Consider the following 24,152-nt stretch of genomic DNA (forward strand, 5'->3'; position numbering starts at 1 on the left):
ATATACCATATGGGGTATGTTGTTTTTGATTCTAACATGGAATAAGACTGATAGTCTAATCATATGCTGTTTCTGTTGCAAAGTTTTCTAAATGAGACTACACTCTAGAAAAAAGAGTAAGGAGAAACACAAATGCGATATTTTAAAGGAAAACAGTTCAAGAAAGATATTATTTTGGTAGCCATCGGCTATTATTGCCGTTTTTCCTTAAGTTATCGTAATGTATCTGAAATACTGGAAGAACGTGGAGTTTCCGTTCATCTAACAACAATCATGCGTTGTGTTCATGAATATGGAAATTTGATTTATCAAATTTGGAAGAAGAAAAATAAATCAGCACATTTCGTATGGCATTTAGATGAAACCTACATCAAAGTCAAAGGAAAGTGATGTTACCTCTATCGTGCGATTGATCAAGAAGGGTACACCTTGGATATCCAACTTCGTAAAACAAGGGATCATCAAGCCGCCTATATGTTTATGAAAAGGTTAGTGAAAGCTTTTGGAGAACCAACGGTTCTCACAACAGACAAGGCTCCTGCCCTACTTTGTGCGTTCAAAAAACTGAAAAATAACGGTTTTTATGTGCAAACGAAACATTGCACCGTTAAGCATTTCAATAATCTCATCGAACAGGATCATAGACATATCAAACGACGTTTTTCCAAATCCGCAGGATTTCAAAATCTTCGTCATGCTTCATGTACCTTGAAAGGAATCGAAACCATTCATGCTATATATAAACGAAACTGCAGTTTACAGCCAAACTGCGGTTTTTCAACGTACAAGGAATTACACAAATTATTAGTCACTGCTTAAATGGTTCCTCTCATTTATCAACACCTGTTTATGCTTTTTGAAACTTTGCAACAGAACCCCTGTTTTTCAGTGTGCAATGAATTAAGAGATTTATTTATAGTTGCATAATAAGTACTCCCCAATCGCTTATCTAGTTTGATGTTAATTAACTTTGCAACAGAATTCTAAAAAGTTATATTGATAAAAAATAAGAAAATTATATTTATATTTTGTTCTAAAGGTATTGTTTTATATGGATTTTGCAAATTATTACAATGATTCTTTTAGAGGAAACTAGTCTTTGCTTATAATATTTAGCTTAATATGACCATTTTTTAATGATAATTATCTGTTTTTTATTGATAAAATTCTAAAATATAGTTTTATTTTCAAAAAATTGTTATTATTTATTTGAAATAAATTAAATCGACTTAAAGAAATTTGAAGTTTTAAAAAACAAAATTATGAAAATATGTATAATTTTGTTTTTTGTTTGGTTTCATTATACTTTCCTGATATAACAAAAAACAATTATTTAACAGTTTTCCTTAATTTTCATGAAAAAATATCAAACTGGATGAACTGTAAACTATAACTATACTTGGAGGAAAAGTCATGTATGCAAAAATTATTGAAAATAAGCTCGAATCTTTGAAAGAAAGCGGACAATATCGAGAATTTGTTACAATTAATCGGATGCGTGGCCAATATCCTTTAGCACAATTGAATGGCCAGAAAGATGGGCAACCAGTTGTCGTTTGGTGCAGCAATGACTATCTAGGAATGTCTCAGCACCCAGTAGTTACCGAAGCAATGCATGATGCAATTCGAGCATTTGGTGCTGGTTCAGGCGGATCTCGAAATATAGGTGGTACACATTATCATTACGCTGCACTTGAATCTTCACTTGCGGAATGGCATGGTAAAGAAGCCGCATTAGTTTTTCCTACAGGATATGGCTCGAATGATGCAACATTACAATGTTTACTTCGTCTATTTCCAAATTGCATAGTATTTTCTGACGAACGAAATCACGCTTCAATTATTAATGGTATACGTAGCACTCAAGTCGAACGAGCGATATTTAGACATAATGATGTTGACCATTTGGAAGAGTTACTTGCAGCTCAACCACATGATCGAGCAAAAATTATTGTGTTTGAATCAGTATACTCAATGGATGGCGATATCTCACCGATTCAGAAAATTGCGGATCTTGCAGATAAATATAACGCTTTAACATTTCTTGATGAAGTACATGCAATCGGTATGTACGGTCCTCGCGGAGCAGGAATAGCTGCTGAACTAGGTCTTGTGGATCGATTGGACTTTATTCAAGGAACAATGGCAAAAGGTATTGGAGTAATCGGGGGATACATTGCAGCTTCATCATTACTAATTGACGCTGTTCGTTCTTTTGCATCTGGTTTTATTTTTACAACATCCTTACCACCAGCTGTTGTCGCGGCCTGTCATGCTAGTGTGGAACACTTAAAATCTTCAGATAACGAGCGGAACGCTCTACACCAAAAAACTAGCATGTTAAGAGAAGCACTTGCTCAAGCAAATATTCCGATAATGGACTCAAGTGAAACGCATATTCTCCCTGTACTGATTGGTGATGCAAAAAAATGTAAAGCTGCTGCCCAACGTCTACTTGAACAACATCACGTCTATCTGCAACCTATAAATTCACCAACGGTTCCTGTCGGCACAGAACGCTTCCGAGTTAATGTTACACCAAATCACACTGAGGAACAGATAGCACAACTGGCCGTTGCATTAACAGAAGTTTTTAATTATTTCGATATTCCTTTTGCACAGCAGAACGAAGTGTTACACGTATGACAATTTTTATGTACATCTTCTGCTTAATAGTTTGGGGATTGAACTTTATTGCAGTAAAAATACAAGGTACTCCTGTAAGCCTTGAATTGTCATTAACCTATCGCTTGGTAGGGGCTGCACTAATGTTTATTGTCCTCATGTGCGTGGTGCGTCCAAATGGTAGGCCTTCTCGTAAAGATGTTTTTCCCCTTGTTACTTTTGGGTTGTGTAACTTAGCTCTAAGTTACTTGTGTTTATACTACGCGACAATTTGGATTTCTGCTGCACTAGTAACGCTGCTGTTTTCACTGAAGACAGTTCTTACACCAATTGCACTTCGTATATTTCTAGGCGAGCGTCTTCATCCTCGAATTCTAATCGGGGGAATAGTTGGTATTACAGGTGTTTCTATATTAGTTTATCCATTACTAACACAGGGCTCTAGTACAAGTGATCTAAAAGGAATAGGCCTCGCATTGTTTGGAACTATACTTACAGCTATTGGTGACGCAGCTTCCGCTCGAAATGCACGACGTGGTATTAATGCTGTTTATTCGAATAGTGTTGGCTTTGTTGTGGCTTCGATACTTTTACTTGCTGTTTGTACCTTTCAGGAACAGAACTTTACACTACCAATGTCCGTTTCTTATCTTGGAGCTTTGGCATTTTTAACTGTATTTGCTTCCTTTGGGGCATGGATGTTCTACCTCAAGCTAGTAGAACGAATCGGTGCATCAGTTAGTAGTTATATGGTGGCACTCTTTCCGGCAATAGGTGGAGTTGCCTCTGTTGCGATTGGAGATTCTACACCTACTCTCTATTTACTGTTCGGATGTTTATTTAGTTGCATTGGAGCAGCAATTGCACTAGGATTCCGCTTACCATACAGGAGTCGGAATGTTATGAGAAATGAAAGCCCAGGGAATTAAAAAATTCCCATGGGCTTTATTTATAAAATATAATACTGTTTCCTTATAGTATGAACAGATCTACAGGGTTTCTAGTGTAATTGTAAATAAGGCATAACTACCTAACAAATTGCATTCTCTATTTACTGATTTTTTAAATAAACATGATTGCTCACCTTCAATAATGATAAATAAATCAATACATTTTTTTATTAAAAATTATTGTTAAAAATATCAAAAAACTCTTTATATTGAATAGATATCTTAATAAAAGGATGGATCGCTTATTATAATCCGTATTTTCATTACCTTTCAGTTATGAAATATTTTCTTAATACAAAAACATTTTATTAATGCATCCCTACTACTAATATTAAGGAGAAAGGATAATCATGAAATATAAATCAGTATTTGATATTATTGGTCCTATTACTATTGGAACACCTAGTGCTAATGGAGTAGAAGCAACAAAGATAGGACATATTGTTCGTCAACTATTTTTAAAGACTCCAGAAAAAATCGAAATTTCTTTATATGGGGCATTCAAAAAAACTGATTGCACTTTTGGGTCAGACGTAGCACTTGTTGGTGGTATTTTGGGCCTTGAAATGGATGACTCACTATTCTCTAAAGCACTTACAATTGCAACAGAAAGAGGAATTACAGTTAATTGTATAGAAGAGATTGCAAAACCGTCTTATCCCAATACAGTAAAGATTACTTTATACAAAGGTGAAGATAAAATTGAGATGATTGCTTGTTCGGTTGGTTGGGGAAAAATCAAAGTTATTGAGATTAATGGTTTTGATTTGAATTTAAATGAAACAAGATCAGCTCTTCTTATTATGAACAATGATCATTTTGGTACCATTTCGTCTGTAACTTCTATATTAGCAACACGTAAAATTAATATTAATATGATACGTGTATCGCAAAAGGAAAAAGGAAAAATATCTCTATTGGTAATTGAAACTGAGGAACTATTAAATCATGAAGTAATTGAGGAAATTAAAGGATTACCAAAGATTTATCAAACACTAGTCTTAAGTTAGACAGTTCTATCAGCATGTCCAGGTTTTAGAGATTAATTTGAAATCGACAATATTCCTAATTTTACAGTGGATATTTATGATGGAATTAGAATGAATAATTAAATGCATCAAGTAAAATAGCCCTTTGTTATGTTATCTGGAGTAGTTATAAAAAAGGTCCCCTTGGAAGGAGACCTTTTTTGTTGCGTAAACATCTCTTCAATAAAAGTGAATTGTTAACAAAATCCCCCTTTTACTAACGGCAAAATAACGATTTGAAAAATGCGATTTATCAGTAAAAGTTACACGATTGTTTAATCCTGGTTCTTATTTGTCACGAAAGCGAACGTCTATGTGACAAGCGAAAATGAAAACTTAGATAAATGAAGGAGTTTTATAAAAAACAAAAAATCCAATTCAATATAGAATTAGGAATAAAAGTAAGTCTGTGGCCTATTTTTACAGGTATCTCGGCTGAACCCCTAATAATTATTAATACAGAATTAAACCTGTATCCATTGAGCATTTCTTCCTCTTGAAACTAACTTTATATGACCAAGCGACTGCAAGGAAGCTAACGTCTTACTAATTGTACTTTCGGCTATGTCTGGATAAGCGTTACGAAGGTCCTCTTTAGTAAAAGGATTTTTGGGGTTAAGTATAAAATTTTAAATTTGCTCAATTTTAGTATGTTTACATACAGAATCCAGAATTGACCGATTCCTAATGTACTCAGGAACCGGTAATATTCGTATATTTACTAAAGAAATAAGATTCCTCCAAGTATTACACTTTTTTTTGAAACTTTGTTGTTCTTTGTTTCGCCCAATTGATACACTTCTTTTCAATTAAATGATACGATAATACAGAACAAAGTATTGTCATTGTAATACATAAGATAAGAAGGAACAGGATAGGTATCTTTGTATACAAAAGTTTAAATAGTACCATCATGATTGGAAAATGACATAAATAGATACTATATGAAATTTCTCCTAAGTATACAAATACACTCTTATTTAAAATAGCTTTTACTTTTAGGTTACTCATAGCCATTATAATCAGTATACTAACACCAATTACGACACCCCAATCTTTTAATAAGAAAGTAGTATCATTACGAGAAAACCCAAAAATCAAAATGGAATATAAATATAGAATAAGCCCTAAAGTAGTAAGAAGTTTTCTTTTTAAGTTTTTCATATTCCTATATAAGTAGATAAGTCTTTCCAGATGCTTAAAAAGTAACATTCCAACCATAAACATAGATGTGAAATGTAGTGTATCGGCATAACCATTATAAAATCCCTCAGCTTTCCCAATATGCAACATATTAAGGAAAATACTAATTAAAGAAAAGCTCATAGCAAATAGTATCGTTTTCTTCCAACTCTGTTTATAAAAAAGAAGGAATAACAAAGGAAACGCAATAGATATACGCATTTCTTGAGCCAATGACCAGATAACCGGATTGTAATTTTCTGTAAAAAAGTTATTAAGAAGCACAAAGTGATTGATAATATCTAATTTTGTTATAGACCCTTGCCACCTATCATAGAACCAATCCCGTAGTCCTGTCACTTCATACGGCGAAAACAAAATAAATAAAGCAAAGGTGATGAATATCCAGAAATAATAAGGGATATAGATTCGTACAAATCGCTTAATTAAATATCCCCAATAATTTGTTTTCGAATGATAAAGTGCCATAGATAACACAAAACCACTGAGTACATAAAAAATGATTACAGCTTCCCCGCCAGCCCATAAAAACCTAAGCGGGGAGAATTTAATAGAATTAGGCAACGATGGTAGCATTAAACAAAAATGTCCAATTACCACTGTAATAGCCGCTAATCCTCGTATTGAATCTAATTCTTTTATTCTCTTACTCATAAAATGTTCTCCTTGTATATTGCAGATTTTGCTGTTAATAAAGGCCACTGTACTAGTGTAGTGGGAGAATTGTACATATATACGTATAGGATAGAAGGAACTATTAAAATAAAAAGTGGGGTAAACTTTAAATTTTTATTAAATTTTTGAACTCTCTTCTTTTGGTAATCTTACTTCAAATATTGTTCTTATCACATTACTTTCAGCAGAAATCGTCCCATTATGCTGCTCGACAATATTTTTAGTAATAAATAATCCAAGACCTGTACTGGCTTGTTTCGCTGTTCTTGCTTTATCACCTGTATAAAACATATCAAAAAGATAGGATAAATCTTCTTCTGGAATGCTATCTCCGTAATGAATAGTTTGTACGACAACCTCACGGTTCTATTGCAAAGTTTTAAAAAAATTAAATGACTCCAACAATAAGTTATACATATTATGCGATTGTAAATGACTTGTGTAATTCATCATACGTCGAAAAATCGAAATCTGGGTTCAGATTTCAGTTTCGTTTATATAAAGCGTGAACGGTTTCAATTCCTTTCAAGGTACGTGAAGTATGACGAGGATTTTGAAATCCTGCGGATTTGGCAAAGCGTCGCTTCACGTGTCGATGGTCCTGTTCTATGAGATTATTTAAATGTTTGATTGTACAATGATTTGTATGTTTATAAAAGCCGTTTTCTCTTAATTTTTTAAACGAGCAAAATAACGCTGGTGCCTTGTCTGTTGTTAGAACCGCTGGTTCTCCAAAAGTTTTCAACAATCTTTTCATAAAGGCATATGCAGTCTGATGATTTCGTTGTTTACGAAGTTGAATATCCAGTGTGTGTCCATCTTTATCAATTGCACGGTAGAGATAACCATATTCATGAACCCATCGCACGATAGTTGTGGGATGAACCGACACACCACGTTCCTTAAGGATCTCAGATACATCTCGATAACTTAAAGAAAAACGACAGTAATAGTCAACGGCTACCAAAATAATGTCTTGTTTGAATTGTTTTCCTTTAAAGTGGCCCATGTATCATTCTCCCCTATCATATTTTTTCTAAAGTTTATCGGAGTGTCAAAATCTTTGCAAGAGAACAATCAATGCCCTCACTTGAGAGCATTGATTGTAACCTTGGCAGCCTGCGCGATTAGTTCATTATCATAAGTAGCATCTTCCTTATCTCGGCTGGACAGAATTGCGATGATAATGGGTGCTCTATTCGGTGGCCAAACGATGGCAATGTCATTTCGTGTTCCGTAGCTTCCGGCTCCAGATTTATCATCGACTTCCCAATCTTTTGGTACGCCAGAGCGGATGAGTTTGTCTCCTGTAGCGTTTCCACGCATCCAATCCGTAAGGATTTTACGTTTGTCAGTTGGGAGCGCATTTCCGACCGTGAAAGCCTTAAGATCGGTAGCAAGTGTTTTTGCTGTACTTGTATCACGAATGTCTCCCGGAATAGCTTCGTTTAAATCTGTCTCAAAGCGATCAGCCATGGTAACCTTATCACCAATCTGTCTAAGCGCTTTTTCAAATCCTTTAGGTCCGTCTAGTTTCTTGAATAAAAGGTTCCCCGCAGTGTTATCACTGTAACGAATAGCAGCCTCCGCAATTTCCCCAAGAGTCATACCGGTATCCATGTGTTTCTCTGTAATTGGTGAATACTCGACTAGGTCATCTTTTGTATAGGTGATAACTTCATCGAGTTTGTCAATTGAATTTTGCTGTAGCACTGCTCCTGCAGCCAGAGCTTTGTAGGTAGATGCGTAAGCAAACCGTTCATTAGGTCGATAGGTTACTGTCTGATTTGTCCCAGTGTCGATAGCATAGACACCCAGTCGAGCGTCAAACTTTTTCTCGAGTTGCGCGAACTCTCGATGAGTCGCATGATTTGCATGTTTAGTTTTCTCTGCTTTTTCTTTTGCTTTCACCTGCAATGGTTCCCCTGTAAAAATTTTTACACTTGCAAGACTTAAACTTAGTATTCCAACACACATTCCTATTTTTATCATCCTCGTACTTTTCAAAATAATCAATCCTTTCATCTTTTGTAATATAGAAAATGGATGTCAAATTGGATACAATGTATCTAATTTAAGTACCAGTTTTTAAAAGTACACTTAATAGACAATTCGAGTAATGATTTTGTTCCATAATTTATAAAAAATAATTAGCTTTAAGATAAAACAGAGGGTTCTGTTGTAAAGTTTGAAAAAAGCACAAACAGGTTGGTAAATGAGGAGAAATGTTTAAGAAGTAGCTAGTAATTGTTGAAGTTCATTGTACGTTGAAAAGGCGGAGTCTCTTTGAAGACTTCGCCTTTGTTTATATAGAGCATGAATGGTTTCAATACCTTTTATCGTACGTGAGGCATGACGAAGATTTTGAAATCCTGCGGATTTAGCAAAACGTCTCTTTACATGCCTATGATCCTGTTCAATAAGATTGTTTAAATGCTTGATAGTACAATGGATTATAGTTTGATAAAATCCTTGTTTTCTTAATTTGTTAAATACGCAAAGTAATGCCGGCGCTTTGAAATGGACTATATGAAAATCCAAATTGAAGTATTGATAAATTCTCATCTAAAATTTGTACAGTAGTCAAAACAATGATTTTAATCTATTGATCTACTCTTTAAAAGGTCGATATATAAAACTCGCTGGGTATCCAGATGCTCCTGATGATGAGATAAAAGCGGGAAGGCAAATTATTATTTTCATTGAATTTATAAAACAAATAGCCGGTTAATATTTCTTAGATACGATTGGGTTCAGAGACTAAAATTGTTTTAATGGAATTAATATCTTTTCTTTCATTAGTAGTTGGATCAAACCCCATTAAGTTACCAATAGCTGTATCAAAATTTTCAAGTGCTACTTTTTCCGTAATTAAATTCGATAATTCTGGAAGGTCTATAGCGCAGGATAAAGCCTTTTCCATCATATGATGTGCTTCTCCGGTTCCAATAATTGTAATTCCTTTTGATAGTAATTCAAACGGTTTAACTTTGAACTCATAGGTATCATCAAACCCCATTGGAATAAGCCTTCCACCTTTTTCAATAAGCGGATATGCCCAGTCTAGTTGATTACCTATGGCATCAAAAATTACATCGAACTTTCTTCCTTGATTAATCCGGTAGATTTCTTCTAAGGTGAGTTTTTGCGGATGATATACATATTTGGTTATTTTTCGTGCAGCTTCTGTTCTAAAGGGACCAATTTCTGTGGCAACTGTAATTCTAGAAAGTTTTCGAGCAATCATCTGAACTAATAGTCCAATCGGTCCAGACCCTAAAACTAGAACGGAGTCATCTGGTTTTATATTAGCTTTTTCTATAACGCTAAGGACACATGAAAGAGGTTCAATTAATGTAGCTCTCTCCCATTCCATTGATTCAGGTAATTTGTAAATAAATCTATCTTCTCCAACATAATATTCTCCAAAAGTCCCATGAGAACCGATTCCTAACTGCCATTCATCGAACTCTTCGCAATAGCATGTTAAACCTTTTCTACAGTAATAACATTTCCCACAAAACTGAGTAGGATCAATTACGACACGATCTCCTACGGTTACATTTCTAACCTCTTCCCCTATTTCCACTACGACTCCAACCGATTCATGTCCCATAACCATATTTGGAGCAGCATACATCTTCCCTTTTAGTACATTCAAATCGGTCCCGCAAATCCCAGTACCATAAATCCTGACTTTTACGTCATTATTTTTTTGTATTTGAGGTTCTTCCACCTCTTTATATTCTAATGTTTTATTTTCAGTCCATACCAATGCCTTCATACTTTTCCTCGCTCCCTTTCCAATTAATTTGTTCCAATAAATTTTGGTGTAATTCTTTGGTAGAAGCTGCTATACATGATTGCTGGTTAATATAACTGAGATCTGTTAAAAGAGTTTCATCTAAAGAATTACCATATGCGTCAGTAATAATAACTCCTGCTTTTTTCGCTAGAAACACACTGGCAGCTATATCATATGGAAAGAGGTGTAAGACTTGACCATTTCCTACTCTTTGAAAATCTGGTAACAAATCTGGATAATCTTTTAGAAGTCTATTCCCGATATCTACATATGCATCCATTTGACCTGTAATAATTCGTGAAATAGAATAAGATGCACTATTAAATATAAATACGCCACCATTATTTGCTGACTCATCGATTAGATGTCCATAAGATTCAATCATTAAGTTAGTAGGATGACCATTAAACTCAAAACTCCAAAACATATTCTTAATGTCTTTGCCCTGGCTTAAGTTTGGTAATTGGCTATTATAGCCTTCAAATTCTATAGAATCTGAAAAAATATCACTATACATATAATTACCTGTTTTAAGTTCCATTAGAAACGCATATTCAATATCTTTAATTTTAGAATTGTCTTTGTATTTTGCTAGAGCAATAGAAATACAAGACATTTCAAGTCCTGCAGCTGCAGGACGAGTACCATCAATTGGATCTACAATTAAAATATATTGTGGATTTTCTCCAAAAATCTTAAGACCACCATCTTCAGTATAGAATGCAACAGATTCTTTCTTATCTGATATATAATCAAGGACCGCATTTTCTGCTGCAGTATCAATATTAAACTGTGCATCTCCACCTGGAGAGTACCCATTAACTATACGGTTTTTCAAAGTTCCCTTTTGATTTTTCACCTTATTATATACGTATTTTCCTAACTCAATAATATAGGTTTTCACTTGATCTCCTCCAATAGATGAGTTAATTTATAACACAGTTCTTCTGCCTCACTTAGAGTAATAGTAAGGGGTGGACGAATTTTAAACACATTTCCGTATCCATATCTAGATGTTCTGATAATTATGCCATGATCCATAGCACGTTTTGCAATATGATTTGTAAGCTCAACATCAGGTTCATTATTATCTTTTACTATTTCAACCCCAATCATTAAACCTACACCTCTTACATCTCCAATAAACTTAAATCTTTCTTTCATTTTTTCTAAACGTTCCATAATATAATTTCCAACCACAGTCACATTTTCCAAAAATCCAGGTCTTTGTAATATATCAATTGTGGTACATGCTGCTGCAGATGCCATTACATTCGATCCATAAGTAAAAGAATGATGGTGACCAGGCATACCCACATACTTCTCTTCAGTAAGGATAGCTGCAACTTGGAATCCAGTTCCACCTAAACCTTTAGCTACTGTCATCATATTAGGTTGTACATCAAAGTAATCAGCAGCAAACATTTTACCTGTTCTACCAAATCCCGTTTGTATCTCATCAAAAATTAATGCAATATCGTGTTCTTCACATAATTTTTTCAACGATTTGAAATATCCCTTAGGTGGAACAATATTTCCTCCATTTCCTGATATCGGCTCAACCATAATAGCTGCAACATTCCCTGTACTTGCATATTCAATAAAATCATTAATTCTCTCGACACACAACATTCCACAAGAATCAGATTTTTGATTGTAAAAACAACGCAGGCAATAAGGATCTGGGACTTGCAATCCAAAGGAAAATTGAGGTGGGAATGGTTCTCTTCGAAAAGCATTTCCTGAAAGGGCTGACATCATATATGTTTGTCCCAAATGGCTGCGGAATAAAGAAATAACATCACGTTTCCCGGTATTGTATTGTGCCATTTTAATAGCGCCTTCATTCGCCGCTGAGCCACTGCTAACTTTTGGGTGTGCCCTTGTGAGATTGCTAGGAGCAATTTCAACAAGTTTCTCGGCTAATTTATTTACAGGGTCTGTTTGATAAGATGAAGTAACATGAATAAGATTATCCATTTGATTTTTTACTACATCAATCACTTCTTTATTGCTGTATCCTAAATTCAAATTAAATGTAGCTGATGCGCAGTCAAAATATTTATTTCCATCCTGATCGTAAAGGTAGATACCTTCCCCTCTCTCCATAACGACATTGTCTACTTTGTAATACAGACTGTCAGGGTTTGTTAAACTTTTAACTTTACCATTCATTTTTACAACACTCCTATTATTTTAGTAATGTTAAAATTTATGTGTTAGGGGGCCCAACCTAACTAATAATGGATTATGACTGTATTTACTATGCACCACAATTTGAAAATTGTTATTAAATAACAGTCTCATAATATAATGTGAAATATCCGTACTACAAGTTAAATTAAGGTAAATTATGTTGAGAAAATAAAAAATACAAAATTTTTAAAAAAATCATAAAAAAAGGTAGTATAATTAAAAATTGTTAACATTAAAAATTTAAATTTTGAAATTTTAATTTTTTCTATATAATAATATTGGTAATATCTAGATATTAGAGGTTTATTATATGCAATTGATTTAAACAATAAATATATTATTAATAAGGAGGAGAAATAGTTGCTAAAACGTTTACTTTGGATAAGCTTCTTTTCGTACATGTTAATCGCTTTTACCTTAGTTATCATTGGTGCAATGCTACCTGAAATTCTAATTCACTATAAGCAAAATTATAGTAATGGTGGTTTACTCATCTTTGGTCAATTTGTTGGTTTTTTACTTGGTGTACTTAGCATGCCTATTCTAGTTAGAAAACTAGGACGTAAAAATGTAGTTCTCCTGGGTTTAATTATGATTAGTCTTGAGCTTTTTACATTTTTTCTACCAAATTGGTATTTTCTTTTTCCATTAGTCGGATTAGCAGGATATGGAGCTGGATTAGCGGAATCTTGTATTGGCACAATCATTTTAGTTACATTTCAAGAAAAACAAGCCACAGCAATGAGTAAACTAGAAGTTGCGTTTGGATTAGGTGCACTATTCATGCCACTTTTCTCCAGCGTACTTATAGGTAAGGGTATTTGGGAATATGCATTTTTGATATTAGGATTGAGCTCATTTTTAGTTATGCTCGGATGGAAGGTATTGTCTTTTGGTGAAGTCGATGAATTTCTTATAAAGAATACCAATACTAATACATCTGTTAATAAAACAACTGGTTCTTATACTAAAAAGACGTTTTTAATCATTACATTTTCTGCGATATATTTCTTCTGTTATGGTGGAAGCGAAGTATCTATTGTTCATTTTTTGCCTTCAATTTTCATGGAAGAGTGGGAAGTCCCTAATTCTCTTGCAACACTGACTGTAACTGTTTACTGGATGGCAATGGTAATAGGGCGTGCGTTAACAGGTGTTATCTCTGAAAAGCTTACCTATAACACGTTTTTACTTTTAATTAATATTGGAGGCCTAATTGTACTTATATTGCTAGCCATTAGTGGAAATGTTTGGTTGGGTTTCTTTCTATGCTTCTTTCTGGGGTTATTTATGGCAGCAATGTTTGCGATTGCCTTAATTATCACAAACCTATATTTTCCTGGACAAACAGAAAAGACAACCAGTATATTATTAGCTACCAACGGTCTTGGTGGCTCATTAATTCCAATTATTATAGGACAGAGTATGGATAAGTACCCTGCTCAAATTACTTTTTGGCTATTTGCCTGTATAATGTTAATAATGTTAATATTGATAATTGGAATTCAAATTTTGGGAAATACTCGTTTATCAGTTATACGAGAACATGATAATAATCATAAAATTTAGATTTAGGGTTCTGATGCAAATTTATGAAGAAGAACATGGATAATAGTAGATTTCTAGTGGAATCGTATTTTATACTATAAGTCCAAATACTTGGTGGATGAACTTTTTCTGGTTTTGGACAGACTGATTCTGTAAATCAACCTGCCCCATTTTTTTCTATATAACAAGATGTAAGTAGTCCAATATAAAAAACCATTATGCAAAAGGAAACACCTACGCAGAACCGTAGCTTAGGTGTTTCCTTTTTGTTTATAGAGCATGCTCGGTCAGTCATATTCCTATAAAGATAGTAAAAAACATAAAATCAGACATCTTTTGAAAAATATTAAAGACTATTTCAATAATCACCAAAAAACGGTACATTTTCTATATAAATACATTTTAGGAGGTGATTATATTGAAAAGTTCCTTTAGCTTATTATTGGCTGTTGTGGTGGCATGAACAATGGCATTGGGTGTAAGTGACTCAAATTTACATGTGGATTCTCCTCCCAAAGAAAAATTTCCGTAACAAATAGTATCAAAAAATCTTGGAAAGCAAACAACAGTAAATTTTGAGAGCTATATAAAATCACATCCCATTTTATCTAAAATTTCAACTCAATTGTATTTGCTAAGACACATAAATATGGTGATTTTACTTTCTTATATAAACTACTAAATCAGGAGTAATTGTATCCGCTCTGTACGAAAACTACCTAGAAATACAACCTATATATATCATTTGTAAAATGGAATTGAGCAAAGATGAAAAGTACATCAAAGTTGATGTATTAGTAAAGTAAATTTCATAGAATTATAGGATTGTTTCTGTACTTTACGAAAATTAATTTTTTAAAGGAGCCGAAAAATGAGCCGAAAAAGAAAGATATTCACTTTTATATCCGCATTTGGTATAGGTTTAGCAAGTTATACTAATTGTACTGCTGCAGAGGTTTTAGACAACACTTCATTAAGAAATACTGGAGACATAATAAATCCTTCTACTACATCAAACACTCTTCAAGTAGCAGCTGTTGCTAAAGAGATGAAACCCTTTCCACAGCAAGTAAACTACTCTGGTATTATTAAACCGAATCATGTTTCGCAAGAAAGTTTGAATACTTCAGTTAAAAATTATTATAATAATTGGAAAAATAAGTATCTAAAGAATGATCTTTCTTCACTTCCAGGTGGTTACTACGTCAAAGGAGAGATTACAGGAAATGCAGACGGCTTTAAACCGTTAGGAACTTCAGAAGGACAGGGTTATGGTATGATAATCACGGTTTTAATGGCAGGTTATGATTCAAACGCCCAAACTATTTATAATGGCTTATTTAAAACAGCGAGAGCTTTTAAAAGTTCCGAAAATCCCAATTTAATGGGTTGGGTTGTAGCCGATAGTAAAAAAGCTCAAGGGCATTTTGATTCTGCGACAGATGGGGATTTAGACATTGCTTACTCACTTCTTATTGCTCATAAGCAATGGGGGTCAAATGGCACAATCAACTATTTGAAAGAAGCTCAAAATATGATTACAAAAGGTATTAAGGCTAGTAATGTGACCCAAAATAATAGTTTGAATTTAGGTGATTGGGGTTCAAAGAGTACATTTGATACTAGACCTTCCGATTGGATGATGTCTCATTTAAGAGCTTTCTACGAATTTACAGGAGATAAAACTTGGCTTAATGTTATTGATAATCTCTACAATACTTATTCACAGTTTACAAATAAATACTCGCCAACTACAGGATTGATTTCTGATTTTGTTGTAAAAAATCCACCACAGCCTGCGCCTAAAGACTTTTTAGATGAATCAAAACATACCGATGCATACTACTATAATGCGAGTCGTGTACCACTCCGAATTGTTATGGATTATGCAATGTATGGAGAAAAGAGAAGTAAGGTGATTTCTGATAAGGTCGCTACGTGGATTAAAAATAAAACAAAAGGTAACCCATCTAAAATTGTGGACGGTTATGAACTAAATGGAACAAACATTGGTGATTATCCAACAGCTGTGTTCGTTTCACCATTTATTGCTGCTGGTACAACTAACAGTAATAATCAAGCGTGGGTTAATAACGGATGGGATTGGATGAAGAATAAAAAAGAAAGCTATTTTAGTGACAGTTATAATTTATTGACCATGTTATTCATAACTGGTAATTGGTGGAAACCGACACCCGATGAAAAAAACATACAAAATCCAACAAAGTCAGAAATTCAGTCTGAATATAAGGAATAGAATCCATATGCAGTATTTGAACTACTCCCACTTCTATAATTGGGAGTAGTTCTATGAATACTGAAAACCTGCTTTGGTACAAAAACTCTAAAACTTTTGCAAGTAAATCTCCTAAACTTGGACATACTGATAGTAGGACTCTAGAAAAAGATGTGTGATCAGCATAGAAAAAGGAAAAATTGTTCAAATGGAACCTTTTTATTTTTGATTAAGTAAGTGCAGATTAATTCTATCTCGAATTGCTTCTTTAATAAATTCTTCGATGGAACTGTTTGTTTCTTCTACAATTTTTGTTATAGATTTATACTCGTTACGTGTGAGAGTTACCGGCCTTGTTACGGTATTACTATCTAAATATACACTATGATTAACACGTTGTATCAGTTTTCCTTCTATTATATAGGGTGCTAAACTATCCATCCATTCGGTCTGCATTCCAGATGGTAATGATACTAGAGATTGACGAATATCAAAATACCAAAATTCATCTTCTACTGATATTTTTAAGTTTCTCGGAGACACATACTGTAATATAAGATCGATAAATCGAAAAATATCACTTCGTAATTGATCAGATTTAGGAAATCGGAATTTCACAAATCTTTGATGATGACTTCGCGGTTGATCAGATAAAACATAGACAGGCTCATATCCTACTTTTATTGCATCCCCTAACGTCATGTCATTCCCAAATTCATCACGAAGTATGATATCTCCACGTTTTGGAATCGAGATAATACGTGCTAACGTATTCCCTTTCATAAACCTTTGTAATAATACTACATTATGCTTTTGCGAGTATGTATAGATCGTATTTTTCCGCTCTATTTGTTGTACTAATTCACGGATGTCATCTTCTTTTACAAATTTTGTTTTACGATTACGATGCTCCTGTATAGTACAAGCTAACTCTCCTTCTTCTATCCATTTTTCAAGTTGATACATACTGATATGATACGCTTTGCTTGCTTGATATAGAGTAATTCCTTCTACCTCAAGTTCTTCTTTTAATTTCTCTACCTCTTCTCTTTTAAATAAAAAACTTCCATCTAAACGCCATGTATCCTTATTAATTGGATTTAGTTGTCCCTGTTTCATCAAATTATTAAATGTGAAGTGACTAATATCTAAGTACTCTTTTACTTCATTCGTGGTCATATTTATTTCATATATACTAAGCATTTACGTTCCCCCTAAGATTCCATTTATATATAAAAGAAATAATATTATTATGTAAATTATAATTCATAAAATAGATAATTTAAATTTATTATAACATAAATAAAAGTAAACTATTTAAATAGACATCTAATAACTAGATATAATTTATAATTAAATTCATTTTTACTATAGTATAAAACGAACGGATAAGAATGAATAAAAGAAAAGTAATAACAACCATAGAAAATGTGCAATTTTCTATAGTTATTATTTGTTTACTAATAAATTAATTTTAATTTATTTACACAACTAGTTTCACATGTATATAGGTTATAATGGTAATAGAATGTAATTCAGTTAGGAGTTGATGTATGATGAAATTTGAAATAAATCCATTACATAATGATAATTCTTTAAAAATTGTTGGAAAACAAAAACATGACTTCGCAAATATAATTGCAATTTGGAATGAAGATATTCTCAAAAAAGCGGAGCACAGAAAAGAAAACAATGAACGAGAAGATAAACAAACGTATGATGGTTTTTCTGATGAGGAGATACTGTACTACTATTTAAACCGACAAACTCATTTTGATAAGGAAAAACGGATAAAGGATAATTCACGTGTTTTATATGCACGTGATCTAAGTCAATTCTATTTTTTTATTAAACAAAGCAAAGAGTTTCTGCAGCAAGATGTAAAAGATTACGAAGATGGTCGTGTATGGAGGAATCTACGAAAACGTCATATCCGTAACTATCAGAGGTGGTTGTCAGAAGAGGCAGTTTCCTATCAATCCAAGGAGAAATACAAACCATCCACAATAAGTAGAAAGCTAGGTGTAATTCGTTCCTATTTAAAATGGCTATATGGAATCGGATATATTCAGGAGCCACTTCATGTAGAAGTATTAAGTACCACAGTAGGCAAGCATCATAAACCAAAGAGGGATTTATCCTATGACGAAGTAAAGCAGTTACTTCGCTATTATCAGGATAACGAGATTAATTATGCTTTATTATCTATTCTTGCGACAACGGGGTTACGTGTCGCGGAAGTTGCTCATGCGAAGTGGGAAAACCTTGAATTTGATTCAATACGTGATCGGTATTACTTGGCTGTAGATACAAAGGGTAATGGTGAAAGAATTGTTTCTATTAATAAGGAGATTTTTCATCGTATTGTTGCTTTTCGTATGCGCCGACGACTTCCTATTAATATAGGTAATAAAAATGGTGGTACCATCTTTCAAACTAAAAATCATACAGCATATCGAGAAAATTATTTATCTCAGTACATTACAAAGATTATTAAGGATACGGAGCTATCGTTTACGAAAGATATTAGAATAACGCCTCACTTCTTTAGACACTTTTATGTACAGTACTTGTACGATTACAAAGAGTTACCACCACATCTTATCGCAGCCGCAGTAGGTCATAAAGATGATAGAACGACAAAAGAAAATTATTTAAAGCAACGTTTAATTAAGGATAAGGATGCGGGGAATTTAATTGGTGAAGATGAATTTTAATATGTAATTAATACATATTAAATTCAAAAAAAGGAAAGGTGAAACTGATATTGGTTTCACCTTTCCTTTTTAATTGTTTTAAATATTTATACTGCATAGACTTCAATTTTTGTAGGATTAGAAAAGCGACGTTCTAATTCCTTTTTGATTTTTTCAATAGCAAAGAACGCAGAAGATGCATATACAGTGATTCCTTTTTTTATAAAAGTATTACCCGTTATTAAAATGTATCTTATTGAATATGATGAAATCACACTCTCACCCTTTCACATATCTATTGTATTTAATATATATGCTGACAGATGTGGATATATTCTCAAAAGATATAAGGGAAGTAGACAAGTGGTATGAAAGGTTTTTTTTGCACCAAAACTAAAGAGCCGCTTCTGAATAGATATAGGAGCGGCTCTTTGAATGTAGTTGCTGGATTCATTGAATTTCATGCATTATAATAATATCTTTCGGATTTCTTCTGTACTTAGACCTGTGAATTTCGCAATGTCTGCTAACGGCATACCATTCTTATGCATACCACGAATTAATTGTGCACGCTCAGCTAATTTACCTTCTTCTTTACCTTCCTCATGAGCATGAGCTATTTTAGCTTGTTCATCTAGAAGTACTTTCTCACGAGCTTCATAAGCTGTTCGGAAAGAAGAATCATGGCTCATATTTTCCCATTTATTTATTGCCTTTTGTAAAATTGGATCTTGATTCATCGCAATCTCCTCCAATGTCTGAGTTAAGTGTTCATCTTCATGGGCTGGTAACAATAACATCCAACGGACAAATGTATTTTCCCATGGATTTACTTTTTCTTCACGCCATTGTTTCACTAATTTTGGAATCTCTACAAAATGGATTTCAATATCGTCACTTAAAACCTGTTGTGTTTTCGAATTCCATAATTGTCCGATGGTGTGAAATGAGTCTTCATAAGAAAATAATATGAAATCTAATAAGTTAATGGTAATTGTTTTCCGAAGTGAACGATATGGCATACCTTCTTGCATTTGGGATGTATAGAGCTTACTCCAATAGTATAAAGAGCGTTTTACCATATCATGTGTATTTCGGAGTTGAATCTCAATATTCACTTGCGTTCCATTGTCGAGTGTTGCTAATAAGTCTAGTATGGATAACTTATCATCTTCATAAGACTTATGGAGATGTGGGTCTTCCAATTGTAGTGATGAAATAGGTGTATCTAAAGATTCTTCTAAGATAGCGTTTAAAAATCCAATTAAGATTTCTTCATTCCCCTTTGTTCCAAATAACTGTTTAAAAGCAAAATCAATTCGTAAATTTACTAATTTTGTGGACATGGGTTTCCTCTCCCTGTCGTTTCTTTTTCTTAGTATTATTGTACAAGATAAATCGATTTGTATGCAAATCCCGTTTCTGTTGCAAAGTTACCCAAAACATAGTGAATCTAGGGTTGCATTGTTAAATGGTTATGCAACCATTAATAATTCCTGTAATTCGTTATACACCGAAAAGGCGGAGCCTATTTGAAGACTTCGCCTTTGTTTGTATAGGGCATGAATGGTTTCAATGCCTTTTATTGTATGAGAAGCATGCCGAAGGGTTTGAAATCCCGATGACCTAGCAAAACGACGTTTCACATGTCGGTGGTCTTGTTCTATACGATTATTCATATGTTTAACGGTACAATGAACAGTGCTTTTGTAAAATCCTTTCTCCTTTAACTTTTTAAATGCACAAAGTAACGCTGGCGCCTTATCTGTTATCAGAACCGTTGGTTCCCCAAAAGTTTTAACCAATCTTTTCATAAAGGCATATACCGCCTGATTATCTCGCTTTTTACGAAGTTGAATATCAAGCGTATGGCCTTCTTTATCAATCGCACGATATAAATAACACCATTTTCCTTTGACTTTTATATAGGTTTCATCCAGTTTCTAAGATAAGTGTACGTTCTTCTTTTTCTTCTTCCATATTTGATAGATCAGGTTACCATATTCATGAACCTAGCGCATGATGGTTGTTGGGTGAACAGACACCCCACGTTCCTTCAGTATTTCAGTTACATCACGATAGCTTAAAGAAAAACGACAATAGTAGCTTGTTTGAATTGTTTTCCTTTAAAATATCCCATTTGTTACGCTCCCGTTCATCTTTTTCCAAAGTGTACTTGAGTTTCGAAAACTTTGCAACAGAATCCCCTTAGTGATACTTTATATTTTTTCATTTATTCCTTGATTTGGTATTATTAATTTCTTTATTTGAAATCGATAAATTATAAATGAGCATATCACTATAACGATTGTTAGCGTTCCTAATGCCATTACTAACAATTGATATCCAATGTAATCTAGTAAAAAGCCAATAAGCACTAAAAATAATTGCAATACTGTTCGATCTAACATAGTTTTCAACGAAAAAAATCTTCCATGGAGCTCAGAGGGTATCGTTTGTTGAGAAAAAGTATATAAAAGAGGATTGAAAATTCCATAAGCTAATCCAAATAAACCAAATGCAAAAATAGATAAACTAATAATCGAAAATGACAGTAACCATTGAGAAATCCCCATAAAAAAACAAATTAACAAAAGAATTTTTACTGGTTGTAAGCTATGTCTTACAAGTTTCTTAACAAAAAAACCAGCTATTAAAATACTAGTCCCTTCTACAAAATAAAGAATACCCATAATAGAGGAATTACTTTGATGACTAATTTCTATTACAAATAAATTAAAACCAGAAATGAAAATTAATGGGATAATTGATAAGATAAGAACCATTTTTAGTAAATAATTTTTATGAAATAACGGAATAATTTCTCTAAAATGAAAAGTCGATTTTGCTGTTCCTCTCTGAAAATCGTCTTCTTTTACAACTAATAATTGATTTAATATATATAGAAGAACATAAGCTATTAAAGCGATTAAAAACAATGTATATAATGGAGCAATAGTTAATAACACACCAGCTAAAACCGCACCAAATATTCGAGATAAAGTTACAATATTTACATTAATAGCATTAACCATTATAAGTTGGTCTGTATGTATAATCTTTGGTATAATCGACTGAATCGTTGGATTAAAAAAAGAAGCTGAACAGCCAATACCAATACTATACACAAGCATCCACCAAAGAGAATCTGTATAGATAGCCAAGAGCATACATATAACCGAAATAATTCTCATAATACCAACTAATTGTAATACCTTTGTTTTAGACGTCGAATCAATATAGCGCCCGGCATAAGGTCCTATTAATACTCCTATAACCCCACCAATTACAAGAAAAAAAGCTTGAAAAAAAGAAGATGTCAAATGAAGTTGTAGAAACCGTAAATTACCGATAGTACCAAACCATATACCTAATTGAAATACCAGTTGACTAAATAATACAATGCTTAAATTTTTATTCCTGAATAAAATTTTATAATCATTCACACTCTAAATCTCTCCCTTAAATCGAAAGTCTCTTCCTTTATTAACAGCTTCTCGACTAATATTTCCAAGCCCAGAAATTCCACAGACGATCTCAGACTCTTTGTTAAGTTCTAATATCTCTTCCACAAGTTCATCATTTGCATGTGCTATAAAAAAAGCCCCTAATTGTAACCAAGAAGCTACTAAATAAAAAGTTTGACTCAAATGTCCTACATCCATCATCACAATACGATATACTCGTGGACTTTTATACTTCCACATAGGTCGTTCTAAACAAGCTGTATAGAAAAATAAAACAGCTGCTCCTTTTACATACTCTTGTCCAGCTGCCATATCAATAACTGTACTTGAGATATCTTCTTGTCTTACTATATCCAGGGAATGATTTTTAACATTGTAATGATATAAACCTTTCTTTATTCCTTTTACGTTAAAAATATAAGGATATACTTCAATAGGATGCCTTGCACCACCCGAAGGACTAGTTTTAAACAAGTTTTTCCCTATTCCAATATCTCTTTTACAAGAGTTTGCTCCCCAAACAAGATAAAGTATTGTAGATAACTCTTGTACTGTTATGGGATCATCCGAAAAAGAACGAACAGTTTGTCTTTTTAAAAGTGTATTTAGAAAGTCACCACTTAAATTAAAATTCGGTAATGGTAAAGGTATTTCTTCAGAATCTACATATATCTTATACAAAGAAGGTGCTAAAGCATTTTCTTTTTTTGCTAATAATCGTTCATAATCTTGATTAACATTTAAATATTGGTCCTTATGAAGTAATCGTGTATTAAAATGGAAATATTTAGCTGAAGTACCCCATTCTTTCCAGCTAGATAACAAAAACTCTTCTTGTTCCTCTGGAGATCCTTTTTTAATTAATATATGAGCTTTTAATAAAGTTTCTATTATTTCTTCTAGTTGCTCTTGTGTGTATACTATACTATTATCATTTAATAACCCGTTTATTGCCTCACTTACACTTACCCACTCTTTAAATATATTTAAAACAGGAAAGATCGAAGGTTCTAAGCTATATTGCTCATGTCTTATGTAATCATCTATCATAAAATGACCATCTTTCCAAAAATAAAGTATATTTTCTGCTGTTTTTAATTGCATATAAATATCTCCTAACTGAATATAACTATATTATATAAATTAAAATCAGTATAAAAAAATAAACGACTGACGTTTCTTCGTCAGTCATTTATTTTTTAAGCTACTTATTTTGTTGGTGAAGTCTCTCCGTGTTCTGAATTTACACGAGTTTGATACTCACTAACACAAGGTTTTAAAATACTCATATGTACACCTCCAAGATTTTCTACTATTTGTACTATCATTATAATTATTACATAAATGGAAAAATTAATCAATTAATTATCAGAATTTTAAAAATCATTAAAATCCGGTTCTGGTGCAAATACTTAGGAAAGATATAAAGAGGCAAAAAGTTTCCTAGTGGAATCTAGTCTTAAGCAGCAATTCCAAATAGTTGATGGATGAACTTCACTTGATTTTGGACAGACTTGTCCAGTAAAACAAGTTGCCCTTTTTTTACCATATGCATAGCTTCTATTCCAGAAATAATGGATGTAGCTGTGCGAAAGGATTTCAATCCTAACATCGAACGAACTGGCTTTTTAATAAACCGATGATCTTGTTCCACTATGTTATTGAGATATTTCACTTGCCTTAGTTGGATGCCTAATGGCATCTTTTTTTCTTTTCTCAATTC

The 24,152-nt window shown here is 33.1% G+C and carries 16 protein-coding genes and 7 pseudogenes; 7 read left to right on the forward strand and 16 right to left on the reverse strand.

The genetic code is table 11. The annotated features are described in order from the left end of the window. Nucleotides 1-132: 132 nt before the first annotated feature. The 4 genes and pseudogenes from C568_RS33740 to sdaAB all read left to right on the forward strand — a co-directional run bounded on the left by C568_RS33740 (nucleotide 133) and on the right by sdaAB (nucleotide 4,585). Nucleotides 133-819: pseudogene (locus tag C568_RS33740) on the forward strand (IS6 family transposase). Nucleotides 820-1,413: 594 nt separating this feature from the next. Continuing rightward, the gene (hemA, locus tag C568_RS0126335) at nucleotides 1,414-2,646 is read left to right on the forward strand and encodes a 5-aminolevulinate synthase (protein ID WP_018783195.1); all 1,233 of its coding nucleotides are present in this window, start codon (nucleotides 1,414-1,416) and stop codon (nucleotides 2,644-2,646) included. Next, the gene (locus C568_RS0126340) at nucleotides 2,643-3,554 is read left to right on the forward strand and encodes a DMT family transporter (RefSeq protein ID WP_018783196.1); all 912 of its coding nucleotides are present in this window, start codon (nucleotides 2,643-2,645) and stop codon (nucleotides 3,552-3,554) included. Before hemA ends, C568_RS0126340 begins: the two co-directional genes overlap by 4 nt. A 371-nt stretch (nucleotides 3,555-3,925) precedes the next feature. Then, nucleotides 3,926-4,585 carry an L-serine ammonia-lyase, iron-sulfur-dependent subunit beta gene (gene sdaAB / locus C568_RS0126345; RefSeq protein ID WP_018783197.1) on the forward strand — a complete coding sequence of 220 codons (660 nt, stop codon included), beginning with the start codon at nucleotides 3,926-3,928 and terminating at the stop codon, nucleotides 4,583-4,585. 482 nt (nucleotides 4,586-5,067) lie between these two features. Here sdaAB and C568_RS35790 read toward each other — a convergent pair. From C568_RS35790 to C568_RS0126380, 9 genes and pseudogenes are all read right to left on the reverse strand, one after another. Next, nucleotides 5,068-5,286: pseudogene (locus C568_RS35790) on the reverse strand (Fic family protein); the annotation flags it as partial. A gap of 64 nt (nucleotides 5,287-5,350) precedes the next feature. Further along, the gene (locus C568_RS0126350; RefSeq protein WP_080739956.1) at nucleotides 5,351-6,508 is read right to left on the reverse strand and encodes an acyltransferase family protein; all 1,158 of its coding nucleotides are present in this window, start codon (nucleotides 6,506-6,508) and stop codon (nucleotides 5,351-5,353) included. A 90-nt stretch (nucleotides 6,509-6,598) separates the two neighbouring features. Beyond that, nucleotides 6,599-6,847, reverse strand: a pseudogene (locus C568_RS33745) (ATP-binding protein); the annotation flags it as partial. Nucleotides 6,848-6,968: 121 nt separating this feature from the next. After that, nucleotides 6,969-7,490 (reverse strand): annotated as a pseudogene (locus tag C568_RS32170) (IS6 family transposase); the annotation flags it as partial. 77 nt (nucleotides 7,491-7,567) lie between these two features. Beyond that, nucleotides 7,568-8,506 carry a class A beta-lactamase gene (gene bla / locus C568_RS0126365; protein ID WP_029427806.1) on the reverse strand — a complete coding sequence of 313 codons (939 nt, stop codon included), beginning with the start codon at nucleotides 8,504-8,506 and terminating at the stop codon, nucleotides 7,568-7,570. 204 nt (nucleotides 8,507-8,710) lie between these two features. Continuing rightward, nucleotides 8,711-9,001 (reverse strand): annotated as a pseudogene (locus C568_RS33750) (DDE-type integrase/transposase/recombinase); the annotation flags it as partial. A gap of 217 nt (nucleotides 9,002-9,218) precedes the next feature. After that, nucleotides 9,219-10,265 carry a zinc-dependent alcohol dehydrogenase gene (locus C568_RS0126370; protein ID WP_018783202.1) on the reverse strand — a complete coding sequence of 349 codons (1,047 nt, stop codon included), beginning with the start codon at nucleotides 10,263-10,265 and terminating at the stop codon, nucleotides 9,219-9,221. Continuing rightward, nucleotides 10,243-11,190: an inositol monophosphatase family protein gene (locus tag C568_RS0126375; RefSeq protein WP_018783203.1), complete on the reverse strand. Its 948-nt coding sequence runs from the start codon at nucleotides 11,188-11,190 to the stop codon at nucleotides 10,243-10,245. Before C568_RS0126375 ends, C568_RS0126370 begins: the two co-directional genes overlap by 23 nt. Next, the gene (locus C568_RS0126380) at nucleotides 11,187-12,461 is read right to left on the reverse strand and encodes an aspartate aminotransferase family protein (protein ID WP_018783204.1); all 1,275 of its coding nucleotides are present in this window, start codon (nucleotides 12,459-12,461) and stop codon (nucleotides 11,187-11,189) included. Before C568_RS0126380 ends, C568_RS0126375 begins: the two co-directional genes overlap by 4 nt. Before the next feature lie 381 nt (nucleotides 12,462-12,842). Here C568_RS0126380 and C568_RS0126385 point away from each other — a divergent pair, with 381 nt between their 5' ends. Further along, complete coding sequence (locus C568_RS0126385; RefSeq protein ID WP_018783205.1) at nucleotides 12,843-14,051, forward strand: MFS transporter; 1,209 nt, start codon at nucleotides 12,843-12,845, stop codon at nucleotides 14,049-14,051. A gap of 69 nt (nucleotides 14,052-14,120) precedes the next feature. Here C568_RS0126385 and C568_RS35795 read toward each other — a convergent pair. Beyond that, a pseudogene (locus C568_RS35795) lies at nucleotides 14,121-14,204 on the reverse strand (IS6 family transposase); the annotation flags it as partial. Nucleotides 14,205-14,901: 697 nt separating this feature from the next. On the opposite strand from C568_RS35795, the gene C568_RS0126390 reads away from it, so the two are divergent. Further along, nucleotides 14,902-16,287, forward strand: a complete 1,386-nt coding sequence (locus tag C568_RS0126390) for a glycosyl hydrolase family 8 (protein WP_018783206.1) — start codon at nucleotides 14,902-14,904, stop codon at nucleotides 16,285-16,287. A gap of 198 nt (nucleotides 16,288-16,485) precedes the next feature. Here the strand turns inward: C568_RS0126390 and C568_RS0126400 are convergent, their stop codons facing one another. After that, nucleotides 16,486-17,469 (reverse strand): ribbon-helix-helix protein, CopG family, encoded by a 984-nt coding sequence (locus C568_RS0126400; RefSeq protein WP_018783208.1) that lies wholly within the window; start codon nucleotides 17,467-17,469, stop codon nucleotides 16,486-16,488. Between the two features lie 353 nt (nucleotides 17,470-17,822). Here C568_RS0126400 and C568_RS0126405 point away from each other — a divergent pair, with 353 nt between their 5' ends. Then, a complete protein-coding gene (locus C568_RS0126405; RefSeq protein ID WP_029427808.1) occupies nucleotides 17,823-18,983 on the forward strand; it encodes a tyrosine-type recombinase/integrase in 1,161 nt (386 codons plus the stop codon). Nucleotides 18,984-19,429: 446 nt separating this feature from the next. On the opposite strand, the gene C568_RS0126415 is transcribed toward C568_RS0126405, so the two are convergent. The 5 genes and pseudogenes from C568_RS0126415 to C568_RS0126440 form a co-directional block, all read right to left on the reverse strand. Next, nucleotides 19,430-20,308 carry an Rpn family recombination-promoting nuclease/putative transposase gene (locus C568_RS0126415; RefSeq protein WP_018783211.1) on the reverse strand — a complete coding sequence of 293 codons (879 nt, stop codon included), beginning with the start codon at nucleotides 20,306-20,308 and terminating at the stop codon, nucleotides 19,430-19,432. Nucleotides 20,309-20,437: 129 nt separating this feature from the next. After that, a pseudogene (locus tag C568_RS32175) lies at nucleotides 20,438-21,102 on the reverse strand (IS6 family transposase). A gap of 79 nt (nucleotides 21,103-21,181) precedes the next feature. Further along, the gene (locus C568_RS0126425) at nucleotides 21,182-22,408 is read right to left on the reverse strand and encodes an MFS transporter (RefSeq protein WP_018783213.1); all 1,227 of its coding nucleotides are present in this window, start codon (nucleotides 22,406-22,408) and stop codon (nucleotides 21,182-21,184) included. Nucleotides 22,409-22,411: 3 nt separating this feature from the next. Further along, nucleotides 22,412-23,533 carry a SagB/ThcOx family dehydrogenase gene (locus C568_RS0126430; RefSeq protein WP_018783214.1) on the reverse strand — a complete coding sequence of 374 codons (1,122 nt, stop codon included), beginning with the start codon at nucleotides 23,531-23,533 and terminating at the stop codon, nucleotides 22,412-22,414. A gap of 355 nt (nucleotides 23,534-23,888) precedes the next feature. After that, on the reverse strand, nucleotides 23,889-24,152 hold a 264-nt coding region (locus C568_RS0126440), incomplete at its 5' end, for a DDE-type integrase/transposase/recombinase (RefSeq protein ID WP_018783215.1).

The sequence above is a fragment of the Bacillus sp. 95MFCvi2.1 genome (assembly GCF_000374965.1).
GTDB lineage: Bacteria > Bacillota > Bacilli > Bacillales > Bacillaceae_G > Bacillus_A > Bacillus_A pseudomycoides.